This window comes from Streptomyces sp. NPDC043870, assembly GCF_056435785.1.
This window is the reverse complement of record NZ_JBWKDT010000057.1, coordinates 1-16,661: the sequence shown is the minus strand read 5'-3', so window position 1 is coordinate 16,661 and position 16,661 is coordinate 1. Positions and strand designations below refer to the sequence as shown.

At 70.9% G+C, this 16,661-nt stretch carries 18 protein-coding genes; 7 read left to right on the top strand and 11 right to left on the bottom strand.

Translation table 11 applies throughout. The annotated features are described in order from the left end of the window. Positions 1-16: 16 nt before the first annotated feature. The 5 genes from AC0699_RS35900 to AC0699_RS35880 form a co-directional block, all read right to left on the bottom strand. A complete protein-coding gene (locus AC0699_RS35900) occupies positions 17-1,882 on the bottom strand; it encodes an acetyl/propionyl/methylcrotonyl-CoA carboxylase subunit alpha (protein ID WP_478669234.1) in 1,866 nt (621 codons plus the stop codon). A gap of 10 nt (positions 1,883-1,892) precedes the next feature. Continuing rightward, positions 1,893-3,494: an acyl-CoA carboxylase subunit beta gene (locus tag AC0699_RS35895; RefSeq protein WP_478669231.1), complete on the bottom strand. Its 1,602-nt coding sequence runs from the start codon at positions 3,492-3,494 to the stop codon at positions 1,893-1,895. Between the two features lie 111 nt (positions 3,495-3,605). Continuing rightward, the gene (locus AC0699_RS35890) at positions 3,606-5,234 is read right to left on the bottom strand and encodes an acyclic terpene utilization AtuA family protein (RefSeq protein WP_478669268.1); all 1,629 of its coding nucleotides are present in this window, start codon (positions 5,232-5,234) and stop codon (positions 3,606-3,608) included. Positions 5,235-5,391: 157 nt separating this feature from the next. Then, positions 5,392-6,180: a TIGR03084 family metal-binding protein gene (locus tag AC0699_RS35885; RefSeq protein WP_478669226.1), complete on the bottom strand. Its 789-nt coding sequence runs from the start codon at positions 6,178-6,180 to the stop codon at positions 5,392-5,394. A gap of 282 nt (positions 6,181-6,462) precedes the next feature. Beyond that, positions 6,463-7,404 (bottom strand): EamA family transporter, encoded by a 942-nt coding sequence (locus AC0699_RS35880; RefSeq protein ID WP_478669223.1) that lies wholly within the window; start codon positions 7,402-7,404, stop codon positions 6,463-6,465. Between the two features lie 135 nt (positions 7,405-7,539). On the opposite strand from AC0699_RS35880, the gene AC0699_RS35875 reads away from it, so the two are divergent. Then, positions 7,540-8,397: a LysR family transcriptional regulator gene (locus AC0699_RS35875; RefSeq protein ID WP_478669218.1), complete on the top strand. Its 858-nt coding sequence runs from the start codon at positions 7,540-7,542 to the stop codon at positions 8,395-8,397. A gap of 96 nt (positions 8,398-8,493) precedes the next feature. Here AC0699_RS35875 and AC0699_RS35870 read toward each other — a convergent pair whose 3' ends face one another. Then, on the bottom strand, positions 8,494-9,165 hold the full coding sequence (locus AC0699_RS35870; protein WP_478669215.1) for a hypothetical protein: 672 nt from the start codon (positions 9,163-9,165) through the stop codon (positions 8,494-8,496). 495 nt (positions 9,166-9,660) lie between these two features. Here AC0699_RS35870 and AC0699_RS35865 point away from each other — a divergent pair, with 495 nt between their 5' ends. Beyond that, complete coding sequence (locus AC0699_RS35865; protein WP_478669212.1) at positions 9,661-10,131, top strand: hypothetical protein; 471 nt, start codon at positions 9,661-9,663, stop codon at positions 10,129-10,131. 54 nt (positions 10,132-10,185) lie between these two features. Here AC0699_RS35865 and AC0699_RS35860 read toward each other — a convergent pair whose 3' ends face one another. Then, a complete protein-coding gene (locus AC0699_RS35860) occupies positions 10,186-10,776 on the bottom strand; it encodes a Uma2 family endonuclease (RefSeq protein WP_478669209.1) in 591 nt (196 codons plus the stop codon). Positions 10,777-11,010: 234 nt separating this feature from the next. Here AC0699_RS35860 and AC0699_RS35855 point away from each other — a divergent pair, with 234 nt between their 5' ends. Beyond that, positions 11,011-11,667, top strand: coding sequence for a nucleoside deaminase (locus AC0699_RS35855; RefSeq protein ID WP_478669205.1), 657 nt, complete (start codon positions 11,011-11,013; stop codon positions 11,665-11,667). A gap of 84 nt (positions 11,668-11,751) precedes the next feature. Next, positions 11,752-12,327 (top strand): NUDIX hydrolase, encoded by a 576-nt coding sequence (locus AC0699_RS35850; protein ID WP_478669202.1) that lies wholly within the window; start codon positions 11,752-11,754, stop codon positions 12,325-12,327. Here the strand turns inward: AC0699_RS35850 and AC0699_RS35845 are convergent. Further along, complete coding sequence (locus tag AC0699_RS35845; RefSeq protein ID WP_478669199.1) at positions 12,294-13,073, bottom strand: GntR family transcriptional regulator; 780 nt, start codon at positions 13,071-13,073, stop codon at positions 12,294-12,296. The two genes, AC0699_RS35850 and AC0699_RS35845, sit on opposite strands and share 34 nt — an antisense overlap. Beyond that, entirely contained in the window at positions 13,070-13,612 is a 543-nt protein-coding gene (locus AC0699_RS35840; RefSeq protein ID WP_478669196.1) for a GntR family transcriptional regulator, read from the bottom strand. Before AC0699_RS35840 ends, AC0699_RS35845 begins: the two co-directional genes overlap by 4 nt. 102 nt (positions 13,613-13,714) lie before the next feature. Between AC0699_RS35840 and AC0699_RS35835 the strand changes: the two genes are divergently transcribed. Further along, on the top strand, positions 13,715-14,194 hold the full coding sequence (locus AC0699_RS35835) for an ATP-binding protein (RefSeq protein ID WP_478669266.1): 480 nt from the start codon (positions 13,715-13,717) through the stop codon (positions 14,192-14,194). Positions 14,195-14,528: 334 nt separating this feature from the next. Here the strand turns inward: AC0699_RS35835 and AC0699_RS35830 are convergent, their stop codons facing one another. Together AC0699_RS35830 and AC0699_RS35825 are read right to left on the bottom strand one after the other, a co-directional pair. Then, the gene (locus AC0699_RS35830; protein WP_478669193.1) at positions 14,529-15,026 is read right to left on the bottom strand and encodes a hypothetical protein; all 498 of its coding nucleotides are present in this window, start codon (positions 15,024-15,026) and stop codon (positions 14,529-14,531) included. A gap of 158 nt (positions 15,027-15,184) precedes the next feature. Then, a complete protein-coding gene (locus AC0699_RS35825) occupies positions 15,185-15,592 on the bottom strand; it encodes a RidA family protein (protein WP_478669189.1) in 408 nt (135 codons plus the stop codon). 109 nt (positions 15,593-15,701) lie between these two features. Between AC0699_RS35825 and AC0699_RS35820 the strand changes: the two genes are divergently transcribed. Beyond that, positions 15,702-16,082 carry a winged helix-turn-helix transcriptional regulator gene (locus tag AC0699_RS35820; protein WP_478669185.1) on the top strand — a complete coding sequence of 127 codons (381 nt, stop codon included), beginning with the start codon at positions 15,702-15,704 and terminating at the stop codon, positions 16,080-16,082. Positions 16,083-16,310: 228 nt separating this feature from the next. Continuing rightward, on the top strand, positions 16,311-16,568 hold the full coding sequence (locus AC0699_RS35815; RefSeq protein ID WP_478669181.1) for a hypothetical protein: 258 nt from the start codon (positions 16,311-16,313) through the stop codon (positions 16,566-16,568). Positions 16,569-16,661 lie beyond the last annotated feature (93 nt).

The following is a 16,661-nucleotide window of genomic DNA, read 5'->3' as shown; positions in this document are numbered from 1 at the left end:
GTTGCTTCGTACGCCGTTACTTCGTTTCCGCGATCACTTCGTTGACGACGGCGAGCAGGGCACCGACCTCGACCTGACGGCCGGGGGCGGCGTGGAGCGCGGTGAGCGTGCCGGAGGCGGGAGCGCAGATCCGGTGCTCCATCTTCATCGCCTCCAGCCAGATGAGCGGCTGCCCTGCGGCGACGTCCGCGCCGGGCGCCAGCCCCTCGGCGACCCGCACGACCGTGCCGGGCATGGGCGCGAGCAGGGAGCCCGGCTCGCGCTGGGCGGTGGGGTCGGGGAAGCGGGGCAGCGCGGTCAGGACCGTGTTGCCGACGAACACCCGGTCGTCGTGCACGGCGACCTCGAACTTCCTCCGCACTCCGTCCACTTCGAGCACGACCAGTCCGGGGTCCGCGTGTACGACGACGACACCGTCGGCCGCGAGGCCGCTCCTGGTGTGGCGGTAGTGGATCTCGTGCTCGGTGCCGTCGGCCTCCGTGCGGTAGCGCTTGGTCTGCGGCTGGGAGTGCAGATTGCGCCAGCCGCCGAACCGGGAGCGGCCGTGGGCGTCAGCGAGCGCGGCGGCCAGTGGCGCGTACGGCTCCGGCGCCGCGCCCGTCAGCTCCGCCAGATGACGGTCGTAGAAGCCGGTGTCCAGCCGGGCGGCGGCGAAGTCCGGGTGCCGCAGGGACCGTACGAGCAGCTCCCGGTTGGTGACCGGGCCGTGCACGCGGGCCCGGTCCAGCGCGCCCGTGAGCTTGCGCACCGCCTCCGCGCGGGTGGGCGCCCACGCGACCGCCTTGGCCAGCATCGGGTCGTAGTGCACCCCGATCGTGTCGCCGTCCGCGTACCCGGTGTCCAGCCGTACGCCCGGTACGGAGAGATGGTGCAGGGTGCCGGTCTGCGGGGCCCAGTCGCGCGCCGGGTCCTCGGCGTAGAGGCGGGCCTCGACGGCGTGGCCGTGCGCGGCCGGCGGGTCGGCGGGCAGGGACGCGCCCTCCGCGACCCGGATCTGCAGGGCGACGAGATCGATGCCGAACACGGCCTCGGTGACCGGGTGCTCGACCTGGAGGCGGGTGTTCATCTCCAGGAAGTGGGCCCGGTCGCCGACGACCAGGAACTCCACCGTGCCCGCGCCCCGGTAGTCCGTCGCGCGGGCCGCGCGGACCGCCATCTCGTGCAGGGTGGCGGTGAGCTCCGGGCCCAGTCCGGGGGCCGGGGCCTCCTCGATGACCTTCTGGTGGCGGCGCTGCAGGGAGCAGTCGCGGGTGCCCAGCGCCCAGACCGTGCCGTGCGCGTCGGCCACGATCTGCACCTCGACATGCCGGCCGCCCTCCACGTACGGCTCGACGAAGACCTCGCCGTCGCCGAACGCGCTCAGCGCCTCGGCCCGCGCGGCCGCCAGCTCGCCGGTGAGGTCGCCGAGTTCCCGCACGATCCGCATCCCGCGCCCGCCGCCGCCCGCCGCGGCCTTGACCAGGACCGGCAGATCGTCCTCGGTGATGTCGACGTCGCTGAGGGGCGCGACCCCCATGAGTTCCTTCGCGCGCGTCTTGGACGCCATCGCCTCGATGGCGGACGGGGGCGGGCCGATCCAGACCAGGCCGGCGTCGATGACCTCCCGCGCGAAGTCGGCGTTCTCGGAGAGGAATCCGTACCCGGGATGCACGGCGTCCGCACCCGCCGCGAGCGCGGCCTTCACGATCAGGTCCCCGCGTAGATAGGTCTCGGCCGGGGCGGCGCCCGGCAGACGTACGGCGGTGTCGGCCTCCCTCACGTGCAGGGCCTGGGCGTCCGGGTCCGAGTACACCGCGACCGTGGCGATGCCCAGCTCACGGCAGGTGCGGAAGACCCGGCAGGCGATCTCGCCCCGGTTGGCGACAAGGACTGAGCTGATCACTTGGGGGACCTCACATCCTGAAGACGCCGAAGCCGCCGCGCGCGCCTTCGACCGGGACCGTGTGGATGGCGGACAGACAGAGGCCGAGGACCGTGCGCGTGTCGCGCGGGTCGATGACCCCGTCGTCGTACAGCCGCCCGGACAGGAACATCGGCAGCGACTCCGTCTCGATCTGCTGCTCGACCATCGCGCGCAGGGCGGCGTCGGCCTCGTCGTCGTAGGGCTGTCCCTTCGCGGCGGCGGAGGCACGCGCGACGATGGACAGGACACCGGCGAGCTGCTGCGGTCCCATGACGGCGGACTTGGCACTGGGCCAGGCGAAGAGGAAGCGCGGGTCGTACGCCCGCCCGCACATGCCGTAGTGCCCGGCGCCGTAGCTGGCCCCCATCAGGACGGACAGATGCGGCACCTTCGAGTTCGACACCGCGTTGATCATCATCGCGCCGTGCTTGATGATGCCGCCCTGCTCGTACTCCTTGCCGACCATGTATCCGGTGGTGTTGTGGAGGAAGAGAAGCGGGATGTCTCGCTGGTTTGCGAGCTGGATGAACTGGGCGGCCTTCTGTGACTCGGCGCTGAACAGCACGCCCTGCGCGTTGGCGAGGATGCCGACGGGGTAGCCGTGCAGCCGGGCCCACCCGGTGACCAGGCTCGTCCCGTACAGGGGCTTGAACTCGTCGAAGTCCGAGCCGTCCACGATCCGGGCGATCACCTCGCGCGGGTCGAACGGGGTCTTGAGGTCCTCGGGGACGATGCCGAGCAGCTCCTCCACGTCGTACTTCGGCGGCTCGGCCGGGGCGGCCGGATCGGGGAGCGCCTTGCGGTGGTTGAGCCGGGCGACGATACGGCGGGCGTGGCGCAGCGCGTCGTGCTCGTCGACCGCGTAGTGATCGGCGAGGCCGGAGGTACGGGCGTGCATCTCGGCGCCGCCGAGAGACTCGTCGTCGCTTTCCTCACCGGTGGCCATCTTCACGAGCGGCGGGCCGCCGAGGAAGACCTTGGACCGTTCCTTGATCATGACGGTGTGGTCGGACATCCCGGGGACGTAGGCCCCGCCGGCCGTCGAGTTCCCGAAGACGACGGCGATGGTGGGGATTCCGGCGGCGGAGAGCCGGGTGAGGTCGCGGAACAGCGCCCCGCCGGGGATGAAGATCTCCTTCTGGGAGGGGAGATCGGCACCGCCGGACTCGACGAGGCTGATGACGGGCAGCCGGTTGGCGAACGCGATCTCGTTCGCCCGCAGGGCCTTCTTCAGCGTCCAGGGGTTGCTGGCTCCGCCGCGTACGGTCGGATCGTTCGCAGTGATCAGGCACTCGACGCCCTCGACCGTGCCGATGCCGGTCACCATCGACGCACCGACGGGGTAGTCGCTCCCCCACGCGGCGAGCGGCGACAGCTCCAGGAACGGGGTGTCCGGATCGAGCAGCAGCTCGATCCGCTCGCGAGCGAGCAGCTTCCCGCGCCTGCGATGGCGCTCGACGTACTTCTCGCCGCCGCCGGCGAGCGCTTTGGCGTGCTCGGCGTCGAGCGCGTCCAGCCTGGCGAGCATGGCGGCGCGATGTGCGGCGAAGTCGGGGGAGGCCGGGTCGAGCGCGCTGGCGAGAACGGTCATGGGTTCACCTCCGGTGTGGGAGTGGGGGTGGGGTTGGGGGTGGGGTGGTGCGGGTTCGGGGGCGGGGGCGGGAGCCGCTGCGCGGGCCGGGGGGAAACTCACCCGGCGCCGTCACAGCAGCACCTCCGGTACGTCGACATGCCGCGCCCGCAGCCACTCCCCCAGCCCCTTCCCCTGCGGATCGAAGCGGGCCTGGGCGGCGACGCCCTCGCCCAGCAGCCCGGTGACGACGAAGTTCAGCGCCCGCAGGTTCGGCAGGACGTGCCGTACGACGGTCAAGCCGTCCGTCTCCGGCAGGAGTTCGCGGAAGCGGTCCACGGTCAGCTCGTGGGCGAGCCACCGCCACGCCTCCTCCGTCCGCACCCACACCCCCACGTTCGCGTCCCCGCCCTTGTCGCCGCTGCGGGCGCCCGCGACGCGCCCGAGGGCCGCGCGGCGAACGGGGCCGCCGGCGGGCAACGGCTCCGGCAGGGGCGGGCCCGGGACCGGCTCCAGGGCGCGGGTACGCCCAGCCGCGGGCACCGTCACCCGCCGGCCGTCCGGCAGCACCGCGACATGCTCGACCGATGCCGCGTCCACGTACGCCGCCTCGAACACCCCGTACGGGGCGCCCTTCCCCGGCGGGGCCGTCACATGGAACCCCGGGTAGCTGCCGAGCGCGAGCTCGATCGCCGCGCCGCTGACGACCCGCCCCACGGCCTGCGCGTCCCGGTCCCGGACCACCAGCCGCAGCAGCGCGCTCGCCGTCTCCTCCGTGTCCGCGTCGGGACTGTCGGTGCGGGCCAGCTCCCAGCGGACCTCCTCGGGCCGGGACTTGGCCCGTACGAAGGCGTCCTCGACCTGCCCCCGCACCAGCTCCGCCTTGGCCTCGATGTCGAGGCCGGTCAGGACGAACACGACCTCGTTGCGCCAGCCGCCGAGCCGGCTGAGGCCGGTCTTGAGCGTGGGTGGCGGGGCCTCGCCCCGTACCCCCGTGACCCGGACGCGGTCCGGCCCGTCCTGTGTCAGTCGTACGGAGTCGAGGCGGGCGGTGACGTCAGGACCGGCGTAGCGGGCACCGCCCGTCTCGTACAGCAGCTGTGCGGTGACCGTGCCCGTGTCCACGACGCCGCCGGTGCCGTCCTGCTTGGTGATGACGGAGCTGCCGTCGGCGTACAGCTCGGCGACCGGGAAGCCGGGCCGGCGTACGTCACGGCCCTTGAAGAACGCGTAGTTGCCGCCGGTCGCCTGCGTTCCGCACTCCAGCACATGCCCGGCGACGACCGCCCCCGCGAGCGCGTCGTGGTCCTCCGGGCCCCAGCCGAAGTGCCACTGCGCGGGCCCGGTGACGAGCGCCGCGTCCGTGACGCGCCCGGTGACGACGACGTCCGCGCCGGCCCGCAGGCATTCGGCGATCCCGGCGCCGCCGAGGTAGGCGTGCGCGGCGAGCGCGTCCGGGAAGCGGGCGGCGAGATCGTCGCCCTCGACGTGCGCGACCCGCACGGGCACGCCGACGCGAGCCGCCAGCTCGCGCACGGCGTCCGCGAGTCCCGCCGGGTTGAGCCCGCCGGCGTTGGCGACGATCCGCACGCCGCGTTCATGGGCGAGCCCGAGGCAGTCCTCCAGCTGTCGCAGGAAGGTCTTGGCGTAGCCGAGGCGCGGGTCCTTCGCCCGGTCGCGGCCGAGGATGAGCATCGTGAGCTCGGCGAGGTAGTCACCGGTGAGGACGTCGAGTGTGCCGCCGGTGAGCATGTCGCGCATCGCGTCGAAGCGGTCGCCGTAGAAGCCGGAGGCGTTGCCGATCCTCAACGGATCGGTCCTCAACGGGTCGGTCGTCGCGTCGGTCGTCGCGTCGGTCGTCGGATCGGTCGTCGCGTCGGTCGCCGGGTCGGTCGTCAACGGGCTCAGGGGGTCCATGTCAGGCCCCCTTGGGCGCGCGCCCGGCACCGGCCGGGCCGGCGAAGGCCTGGGCGATGTCCAGCCACCGGTCGGCATCGGTGCCCTCCGCCCGTACGGCGAGGTCGTCGCGATGGGCGCGCTGGGTCACCAGCAGGCAGAAGTCCAGCAGCGGGCCGGTGACGCGCTGGTCGGCGTCCTCGGGCCCGTACGCCCAGGCCTCGCCGTCCGGAGCGGCCAGCTCGACCCGGAACTCGGCGGCGGGCGGTTCGAGACCGCGTACGGCATAGGCGTAGTCGCGGGCCCGTACGCCGATGTGTGCGACGTGCCGCAGCCGGGCGGTGGGTTCGCGTACGGCGCCGAGGGCGTCGGCGACGTCCTGGCCGTGGGCCCAGGTCTCCATGAGCCGCGCCGTCGCCATCGACATGGCGCTCATCGGTGGCCCGTACCAGGGGAAGCGGGCGCCGGGGGGCGCGGTGCGCAGGGCCTGCTGGAGCCGGTCACGGCCGGCGCGCCAGCGCCTCAGCAGCTCGTTCGGCGGCTGTGCGGCGCCCGCTTCCGCGGCCTGGTCGACGAAGGTGTCGGGCTCGGCGAGGGCCTTCTCGACCTCCTTGCCGAACTCGTCGGCGTCCGTGACGGCGAGCAGCGCGACGTCGTCGGTCCAGGCGAGGTGGGCGATCTGATGGGCGACGGTCCAGCCGGCGGCGGGTGTCGCCGCGGCCCACCGCTCCTCGCTCAACTCGCCGACGAGCCGGTCGAGTTCTTCGCTCTCCGCGCGCAAGTCGTCGAGCACGGCGGCAGGGTCGGACACGGTGCGCTCCCCTCGGGACACGGCGGTGTGTCCCGGAGCATGGCAGCGCGCGAAGAAACAAGCAAGCGTGCTTGCTTTACTTTTCGGCCAGGTTCACGGGGCGGAGGCCGGGACAGCGAGGCGACGGAGAGGCGGGCCGACGGGGAGGCGGGGCGACGGGGCAACGCCCAGGACTTCGGGCGACGGGATGCCGGGGAGGACCCGCCGGACGGAGGCCCGCGCGGACGCGCCGGACGGAGACCGGGACCAGCCGACCCGCAAGGCGGCACCCACCCGGGCGGATCACTTCGCCCGGGCGCGCCCCACCTGAGTCCGCACCGCACCCATGCTCGCCGCGACGACCAGCGCGATCGCCAGCGCATCGGCCGCGGACAGGGCCTGGTGCAGCACGAGGAATCCGGCGGTCGCGGCGATCGCGGGCTCCAGGCTCATCAGGACGGCGAAGGTCGACGCGGGCAGCCGGCGCAGCGCGAGCAGTTCCAGCGTGTACGGCAGGACGGACGACATCAGCGCGACCGCGAGCCCGAGCCCGATCGTGGACGGCACGAGCAGCTTGTCGCCCGCCTCGACCACACCGAAGGGCAGACTGAGGAGCGCACCGACGGCCATGGCGAGGGCGAGCCCGTCGGCCTGCGGGAAGCGGCGTCCGGTACGGGCACTGAAGACGATGTACGTGGCCCACATCGCGCCCGCGCCGAGGGCGAACGCCGCACCGACCGGGTCGAGCCGGTCGAAGCCTCCGCCACTCAGCAGCACGACACCGCCGAGCGCGAGACCCGCCCACACCAGGTTGATCAGCCGTCGCGACACGATGACGGAGAGCGCCAGCGGCCCGAGCACCTCCAGCGTGACGGCGGCGCCCAGCGGAATGCGGTCCGCGGACTGGTAGAAGAGCATGTTCATCCCGGCCATGGCTGCGCCGAAGGCGAGGACGGTGCCCCAGTCGGCGCGGGAGTGCCCGCGCAGCCGTGGCCGGCAGACCAGCAGGAGCACGACCGCGGCGAGGACGAGCCGCAGGGTGACCACGCCGAGCGCCCCGGCCCGCGGCATCAGCAGCACGGCCACGGCGGCGCCGAACTGTACGGAGAGCCCACCCGCGACGACGAGCGCGACGGGTCCGAGCGCGCCGGACCTGCGACCCGTACCGGCCTCCAGGGCGCCGGCCGCTTCCGGCACGGCAACGGCGGCCGTCGCCGCCTGCTCCGCACTGCGGGGGGTACTCACCAGTTCCTTCTCTCATCCATTCAAGTGAACTATAGGTTCAAAATACTGCACTGGAGGCTTATGGTCCACATTTACGCTACGGAACCCCGCGCCGCCCGTGAAATGCCTGGTGGGCTGCGGTTATGCTCCGCGCACATGAGCATCGAGCTGCGTCATCTCCGCTGCTTCCTCGCCATCGCGGAGGAGCGGAGCCTGACCAGGGCGGCCGCCGCACTGCACCTCACCCAGCCCGCCGTCTCCCGGACCCTCGCCGCGCTCGAACGGCACCTTCAGGTCCGCCTCGTCGACCGCTCCACCCACCATCTGGAGCTCACCCCAGAGGGCCGGGCGTTCCGCGACAAGGCCGCGGCGGCCGTCGCCGCTTTCGACGACGCCCTCGACCCGGAACGCCTGCACCAGCGGCCGCTGCGCCTCGGTCACGCCTGGTCCGCGTTCGGCCCGTACACCACGCCCCTGCTCCGCCGCTGGCAGCAGGAGCACCCGGACACCCCGCTGGAACTCCTCCGCATCGACGACCGCACGGCGGGCCTGGCGCGCGGCGAGGTCGACGCGGCGGTCCTGCGCGGCCCGGTCGACACCTCCGGCCTGGTGACCGCGCTCCTCTTCACGGAGCCCCGCGTCGCCGCCGTCACGTCCGACGGCCCCCTGGCCGGCCGCCCCCGCCTGACCCTCGCGGACCTGGCCGCGGGCCCCGTCGTCCTCAACACCGTCTCGGGCCTGACGACGCTCGACCTCTGGCCGGCGGAGTCCCGCCCCACCACCACCTTCACCGTCGCGAACACCGAAGACTGGCTCACGGCGATCGCGGCGGGTCGCGGCGCGGGCGCCTCGGCGGCCTCGACGGCGGAGATGTACCCCCACCCCGGAGTCACGTACCGTCCGCTCACCGACGCCCCGCCGGTCCCGGTCCTCCTGGCCTGGCGCGCGACGGCACCGCATCCGGCGCTGGGGGCGCTGACGGCGCTGGCGCGCGAGCTCAGCGCCCGGGGGTGACGGGCGAAGCCGCGCCCCCCAGAGGCTCGGAGGGTCACGCACTCGGGCGCTCATGCACTGAGGTGCTCACGTGCTCACTGCTCACGTGCTCACTGCTCACATGCGGCGGGTGAGCAACCTCTCGCCTCCCGCGCCGAGCACCAGGACGTTCCTGGCGACTCCGCCGTCGCCGACGGGGTCACCGTCCCACCAGTCGACGAAGACATCCGCGAGCGCCTGAACCTGAGCCGGACTCCGCGTCTGCTCCGCCAGCGTGTAGTCGGTGGACAGTTCGATGTCGTAGTCACGGTCAGTCAGCTGGACCGTCGCAAGAGTCCTGGCATGACGGGCCGACTCGTCCCCGGGGCTCCCGCCGGCCCAGGTGCGGAACTCCTCCAGCAGCCGGGCATCCTGGGTGCGGCGGGTCACTGGGCCGGTGGGAGGGTTCTCGGGGGCATGGGCAACTCCGTCCAGGCAACCCCGCACCCAGGCGCCGCGGTCGGCCTCGGCGGCGCGTCCGGCGGCCAGGGCCCGTCGCGTGCAGCCGCCCCAGACGGTTTCACGGATGGCGGCACCCTTCCCCGACGAGTCGTACACGGCCTTGCCCGCCCCGAGTCCGGCCCGGTACGCGGCCACGTGGGCGGGCTCGCTCGGACTCGGGGAAGCGGAGGCGTGCGCGGAGCCCCCGGAGCCCGGGAAGCCCGCGGAATCCCGGGAGCCGCACCCGGAGAGCGAGACGACCAACGCCGCCACGGCCACGGCGAGCGTCGTGCGCGTAACCCGATTCATCGTTCCCCCCATGTCACCAACGCATCGGCGAGGTACAGGCGACGCCTGCACCCGAGGAGAGCGGATCCACGGCCCTCGGGTTCATCGGAGCACCGAGGAGGGCGGCTTGTTCGCCGTCACTGGCACAGCAGCGAGGGCAGCGCGCATGTCGTCGAACACCACCGTGCCAGGGCCTTCCAGCCGGTCCGCCGAGGTCAGACCGCCGCAGTAGCCGAAGGCCGCGGCATGCCGTCGCAGTCGAAGATCACCAGTTGTGAGCAGCCTATGCACGGCGCCTGCCCAGTGGCCGAAGTCATTCCCTGCACACCGCCGCCGACGGACCGTCAGCCCTGCTGGCACGTACGACCCTTACTGCCTGGAACGACGCCCCGGAACCGCTTGTCGGTCACGCCGCGTCTGCGGTACAAACGCGCGACACACAGGGATGAGATTCGGCCACTCCCATGCCCGAACATCCCGAGAATTGACGTGCACACAACTATGTGGGGGGTTGTCATGCAGGGGCGCTGGGAGAAGCTGAAGCAGAGAGGCGGCATCAGCCTGTTCGTCATCGCGGTGGGGGTCGGGGTCTTCCTCTTCGTCGGGAGCGCCTCGCAGGCGCCGACCGGTTGGGGCGCCGCGTACGCCCTCGGCAAGCCCGTCACCGTCGAACTGCCCAACTCGTGCCGCATCGAGACCGTCGGCGACGGCAAGAGCACCGGCAAGTGCGAGGGGGCGAAGTGGACGGCCGACGGCGAAGCCCGCACCGGCACGCTGTATGCCCTCGGGGACGACATCGATCGCTCCGGGGACGGCGCCCTGACGTTCGCCGGTGAGGCGAAGGCCCTCGACGACCGGGCCTACGGCCGCCCCGAGACCTGGCTGACCATCGTCCACCTCGGCGCTCTCGGCGTGGCGGGCATCGGCGTGCTTGCGCTGCTCGGAAGCCTCGTATCGGTGCTGCTGCCGTCGCGCCGGGCTGCCTGACAGCCTGCGGCCCAGGGGATCAGGGGGGCGCCGTCGTGCGCCCCCTGTTTTTCGCTAGTCGCGGGGGAACTCGTCGGTGGAGAGGGTGAGACCGACGGGGGTGTTGGTGAGGTCGACGTCCGCGCCGAAGGCAACGGTCATCTCGACCACGTAGTCGCCGTCCTTGGGCTGGGTGTAGACGTGGCACCTGCCGACATAGGGGTCGGCGATGAGGTAGACGGGAACCTCGGCGGTGGCGTAGGCGGTCTTCTTGGGGCCGTAGTCGTTGGCCCCGGTGCCCTTGGAGATGACTTCCGCGACGAACACGACGTCCTCGTAGCGCCAGAGGCCCTTGACGTTCTTCTCGGCGCCCTCGGCGAGCAGTGTCACGTCGGTGGCGAAGCCGTTGAGGTGACCGGGGTAGTCGATCCGGACATCGGACTTGATCCGCTTCCGCGGATACTTCGCCCGGAGCTGCTCGATGATGTCCAGGATGATCTCCCAGTGTGTGTCCCGCTGCGGCGACATGTAGACGGCCCCCTCGACGATCTCGACCTTGTATCCCTCGGGGGCGGGCATCCGCTCGAGCGCCTCGAACATTTCGTCCAGGGTGCGCTCGTTGTCGCTCTCGGCCATGTCGATCCTGTCGGTCTCTACGACGGTCATCCTGGCGCTCCTCCCCGGCTGCCGCGTGGTCGCCTGCAGCCGCGCCCTTCAACGATACGTACGACCATGGCGACACGCCCGTGGCGAGAACTGGTCGAATATGCCGAAGTCATGAGCGGGTAGGGATTCGGTGTGGCACCGGCATTCACACAGCCCGGCCGAAGGGCGGGAAGGCCGGACGGCCACCACACACGCCACATACCGGGGGTTGTGGACTGACGGAACAATCGCTGCATGCACTCCATCGGAACTGACGGATCCGCAGCGACCGTGCCCGAGATCTGGAGACTGCCGTTCGAGCTGGCCTGGGAAGCGTTCCGTGCGGGCAGCCGTCCTGTGGGAGCTGTTCTGGTCGATGCCGCAGGCCACGTCGTCGCAAGGGCGCGCAACCGCAGCCAAGAGGCAACTGCCCCGCCCGGACAGCTCGGGGGCACCGCCATCGCGCACGCCGAGATCAATGTTCTCGCTCAACTGCCCTCACAGCGCCGGTACGAGGATCACCGGCTCTACACCACCCTCGAACCATGCCTGCTGTGCAGCAGCGCCCTCATCCACGCCCACGTCGGCACGGTCGTGTACGCCGCCCCCGACGCCCTGTGGCGCGGCATCGAGAACGTTCCGCAGGTCGGTGGCCTCATCGCGCGGCGCTGGGCACGCCGCGAGGGCCCCGTGGAAGGGCCCCTCGCCGTCTTCGGCGCGATGCTCATGGACGTCTGGGTTCTTCACCACGCCCCGTCCGCGGACGGACAACCCGTAGACCCCTGCCTCGCCAGGGCCAGACGCTGCCTCCAGACGCAGGGCTTCCTCGACGCACCGGACGTGCACGTGGCGTACCGGCTGGCATGGCCACACTTGGTGACGCAGACACCGGGCCCCGATGCGCCGTCCTGAGCCCTGCCCGGGACTCCCGGCGTTGCTCGGAGCCCTGCGTCGCTCATCGCGGCGTTGTCAGAGGGCTCTGCGATGGTGGGCCGCATGTCTGACGGGTCTGACGTGGTTGAGCTGGTGGAACGAGTCGACGAGCAGGATCGGACCTCTGCGGTGGTCAGCCGTAACGAGGCCGTCCGCCACGGCTGGCTGCACCGGATCGCCGTCACCGTGTGCCGCGATCGGGAGGGGCGGCTCCTCGTCCACCGCCGGTCGGAGCGCGCGGCACGGTTTCCGGGACGGTACGAGGTCGTGGTCGGTGGAGCCGTCAGCGCGGGCGAGTCCTATGAGGAGGCGGCCCGCCGGGAACTGGCCGAGGAGTTGGGCGTCCAGGTGCCGGTACGGTTCGTGGTCAAATTCCTGAACCGGAGCGGACTCAGCCCTCACTGGCTCGCCATCCACGAGGCGGTCGTTCCCACCGACGTGAGGCCTGACCTCGATGAGGTCGCGTGGCACGGCTGGCTGGCGGAGTCCGAGGTGAGCCGATTCATGGACCACCACCCGTTCACTCCGGACAGCCGGGAGGCGTTCAGCCGGTACGTCACCGCGGTCGAGTCGGCTTCCAAGCTCCTCCGGCCGGGCCCGACGTGTCAGTCGGGTGCGAACTCGTACCGCAGCTCGTAGAGATGGCCCGCCTTGACCATCACCGTCGCCTCGATGGGACATTCATGGTCGCTGTACACGACGCGCAGCGTACGGAGCACGGGCAGGTTTCCGGGGAGCAGGAGGGCGGCGCACTGTTCCTGCGTAGGGACCCGCGCCGAGACGTGGTCCACGCTGAGGCGCGGCGGGAAGCCGAGCTCGGCCAGGAGTACGGGTGTTCCGCCCTGGATCTTGCGGCGCTGCGTGATCGGCGTGCCGTTCACGATGTCGTTCGGGTAGTACGAGGCGACCAGCTCGGCGGGTTCGTCGTCGATGGTGAGGAGTTGGCGGCGCAGCACGGCTTCGGCTCCCTCGTCGAGGCCGAGCGCTGCCGAGACGTCCGCGGGCGGTACGACCTCCGCCACTTCCAGCAGTGTGCTCCGCGCCCGCGCACTGTTTCGCTCGGCCTCGGCAAGCCATCGGTACGGCTCCCCAGTGCCGGCCGGAGCCATGTACGCAGCCGGGCGCAGGGTCCGTTGCCGGTGCTCGCGTACGGTGACCGCCGCCCCGGCGCGCCCAACGACCAGCCGCTCGTCCTTGAGAAGCTGGAGCGCCTTCTGAACCGTGGCGCTGGACGCGTCGAAGCGTGCCTTGAGCCGCGCGGTCGAGGGAAGGCTGACACCCGGCGCCAGGTCACCGCTCATGATCTCGTCCCGCAGATCGGCGGCGATCCGCTCGTGCAGGGGGCGACGGTCGAACGCGTCGGTCTCGGTGCGGGGCACAGTCATCCGATCCTGATCTCGTAGCGCAGGCGCTGACGGTGGGCGGGCATGGTCATCAGATCGGCCTGGACAGGTCGGTTCCGGACGTCCTGGGTGAGCCGGGTCAGCCGCAGTACCGGCTCGTCCGGGCGGATGCAGAGCGTTTCGCACTCCTCGGCGCTGGGCATTCGAGCCGTCACGTCCTCGCGTACGCGTGCGCCGACGTACCCGAGCTCGGCAAGCAGCGTGACCGCCCCGCCCCGGATCTTGGCCGTGGCCGCCAGCCGAGTACCGCCGGCGATGTGAGCCGGGTAGTACGAATCGGCCAACTCACACGGCTCACCGTCGAGTTCGATAACCCTTCGGCGCACAACAACGGAATCACCCTCGGTGATTTCGAAGAGCTCCGCCACCACAGCTGGGGCGGGCACTTCCCCGGCGTGGACGATGCGCTGGGTCCCCCGACGCCCCTGAGCCGCAGCTTCGTCGCTCCAAGCGTCGGCACGTCCCCGCTCGCGCGGCGTGAGGTAGGACAGCGAGGTGCTGACCCAGTCGCTACTGCTCATGGCGTCCTCCAAAACGGCCGATGAACTTCCGCCTGTGCGCTGCTTCGTACCGTAGGCGACTCACTCTAAGTCCCCACCCTTGGCCCAACCTTGCTGCCTTTCGTGAATAGCAGTACGGTCGGCGCGATCGTACAACCCTGCTCACTCAAGGCGGTGGTTCACTGTGCCCCTGTCACAGCAACGTCGATTCCCCAGGTCTCCCCGTTCAGTCGGCGCGGCCCGCTCCTTTGTCATCGAGTCCTCACTCAGTGGGAGATCACCGACCGGCACGACGAGGTCCGGCTCTGCGTCTCGGAACTCGCCACGAATGCCTTACTGCACGGGGTGCCTCGCGGGCGCGAATTCTGTGTCGCGCTCGCGGTCGACGGGCCCGTACTGCGTATCGACGTACGCGACAGCGGGGACGGGCTGCCCGTGGTGCAGGCGCCCGAGGTGGACGCGGGAAGCGGGCGGGGGCTCCGCCTGGTCGCGGAACTGGCCGACGACTTCGGCGTCACAGACCACGTCGTCGGGAAGAGCGTCTGGCTGGACTTCAAAGTCGCAGTACCGCGAAGCGAAACAGAACCCAGCCGCGACAGCTGATCCGAGCGAAGATCGCGGCGCGCCGCGGCGCGGGCTCGGCGCGGCCGACCCGGCCGGCTCCCCGGCGGTCACCGGCTGCTCCAGCGCCCGGGACGCGCTCCCGTACCCCCCGCCCGCACATCGCTCATGCCGAGGACGGTACAGACCGCGTGAACTCGCCTTCCGGAACGGGTCCGTGGCATGAGGCGAGGCAGCGACCCCAGCTGATCGCCACCGACCAGGTTCGACGGGCCAGTCGTCGTGAGGGGCAGCCTACGCGGGCGCTCCCGGTGACCATGGCACATGCCGAGATCGCTTCGATGCAGGCCAGGAAAAGGGTCGGCGGTGACTGCGGTCACGTGCCGCGGCGCTGCTCCTGGACGGCCTTCATGAGGTCCTCGATGGCGGACTGGGTGTCGCGGGCACGCGCGTCGTCGATCGCTTCGAGAGCGGCGGCCGCGGCCTCACGAATGTGGTGGGGAAGCCCGTCGGCGGCCGTGAGGTGGTAGGCGGCCTTACGGCGCGCCGCGCGCTCGGCGGGGTCCACTGCGTCGGGGCCGGACAGCGGAAAGATGGAGGTCCTGTACGCGGATATCTCCAGCACCACCATGTCGGCGATTCCGTCGGCGTACCCGAGCGCGGCGGCCTTCCCCTGCCCCTCCCGAATGGCTGCGATCATTCGACGGCGGGACAGGACCGTGCCCAGGGCGCCGCCGCCTCCCAGGGAAAGGGCGCAGGCGACGGCGAGGAACGGCCCGTCCCAGACGAAGCCGGTGATTCCCCCGAGGACCGCGAGCGCGACGGTCCACGCAGCCGCTGTCCGGGAGCCTATTTGCTCGGGTGTGGTGTCCATGGTGGGAGTGTCCCAGCCGGTGTCAACAGCCCGGCCGCCGACCTCAGATCCCGGTCGACCACTCCAAGAAGGCCGGCCACACCGACCGTTGTCGGTCAGACTTCCGGTTCGAGCTGGACACGCTCCCCACCTCGCGCCCCGAGGCGAAGAGCGCCTGTTCAGTCGATGACGGCGGTGGCTTCGATCTCGACCAGATGGTCGGGTACGTCCAGTGCCGCAACGCCCAGCAGCGAGGCAGGGGGTGTCGCGGTGACTCCCAGCTTCGCGGCCGCCCGACCGAGGCCCTCCATGAGCAGGGGCATCTTGTCGGGGGTCCAGTCGACGACGTAGACGGTCAGTTTCGCCACGTCGTCGAAGGAGGCACCGACCTCGGCCAGGGCGGTGCCGATGTTGAGGTAGCACTGCTCGACCTGAGCGGCGAGGTCGTCTTCGCCGACCGTGACACCGTCGACGTCCCAGGCCACCTGCCCGGCGATGAAGACCAGCTTCGACCCGGTCGCGATCGACACCTGCCGGTAGGCGTCGATTTTCGGCAATCCGTTGGGGTTCACCAGGGTGATGGCCATGTTGCCCGCCTCCATTGCTATGAGAGCCGCTCTCTTGCGGTTACTCAGAAACCGTAGGAGAGTGTCCGCTGACATGGAAGAACGCACTTTTCGGTGACTGGGGAACCTGATGGTGACCAAGCAGTTCAGCGGCTCGCCCGAGGATGCGGACCTGAGGCGTGCGGACTCCCTGGCGCGGGAGATCTTCTCGGACGTCGCCAACAAGTGGGCGCTCCTGATCATCGAGTCCCTCGGTGAGCGCACCCTGCGCTTCAGCGAGTTGCGGAACGAGATCGAGGGCGTCAGCCACAAGATGCTCACCCAGAACCTGCGCATGCTGGAGCGCAACGGTCTGATCGAGCGGACGGTGCACCCCGTCGTGCCGCCGCGGGTCGAGTACACCCTCACCGAGCCGGGCCAGGCCCTGCGGGTGACGATCGACGGACTGTGCGACTGGACCCACCAGTACCTCGGTCACATCGAGGCCTCCCGCCACCGCTTCGGCGCCTGACGGGTCGAGGACTCGCCTGCCGTGCGGCCGCGAAGGAGCGCGGGCGCTTGCGGCCGCCGGGCCGTGTCGTTCGGATCATCGCGGGGCCGCTTCATCGGCTGCGTCACCTCGCCGCACGGTCGGCAGAAGCAACCCTTCCGGGTGTGCGGCGGTTCTACCAAGCGTCGCGCTCAGAGGGCAACCTCTGTCGATTCGTACGGGTAAACCGACCGGAAAGGGGTGCACTCCATGGTGCTCGATCCCAGTTTCTGCCTGGACGTTCCGGAGGGGTTCGACGACTCGGACGCCGAGACCGAGGTGCATCCCATGGCCAGGAAGCTGTTCCCCGCCACAACTGCCGCGGATGCCTTCAAGAAGGCCCACGAGTGGGTGCGGGAACAAAAAATCCTCCTGGTGGACGTGTCGTGGGATTACCTCCACGACGAGGACCAGCCCTACTGGCTGAGCATCTATTTCACCTTCGAGCTGGATCCCGAAGACACTTGACTAGTAGGGCTTGGTCAGGTTGGTATCGCCGTGGGTATGTCGCGGTGACAGGTGGGGCAGGCGCCGGTCCAGACCGCGAGGAGTAACTGCATC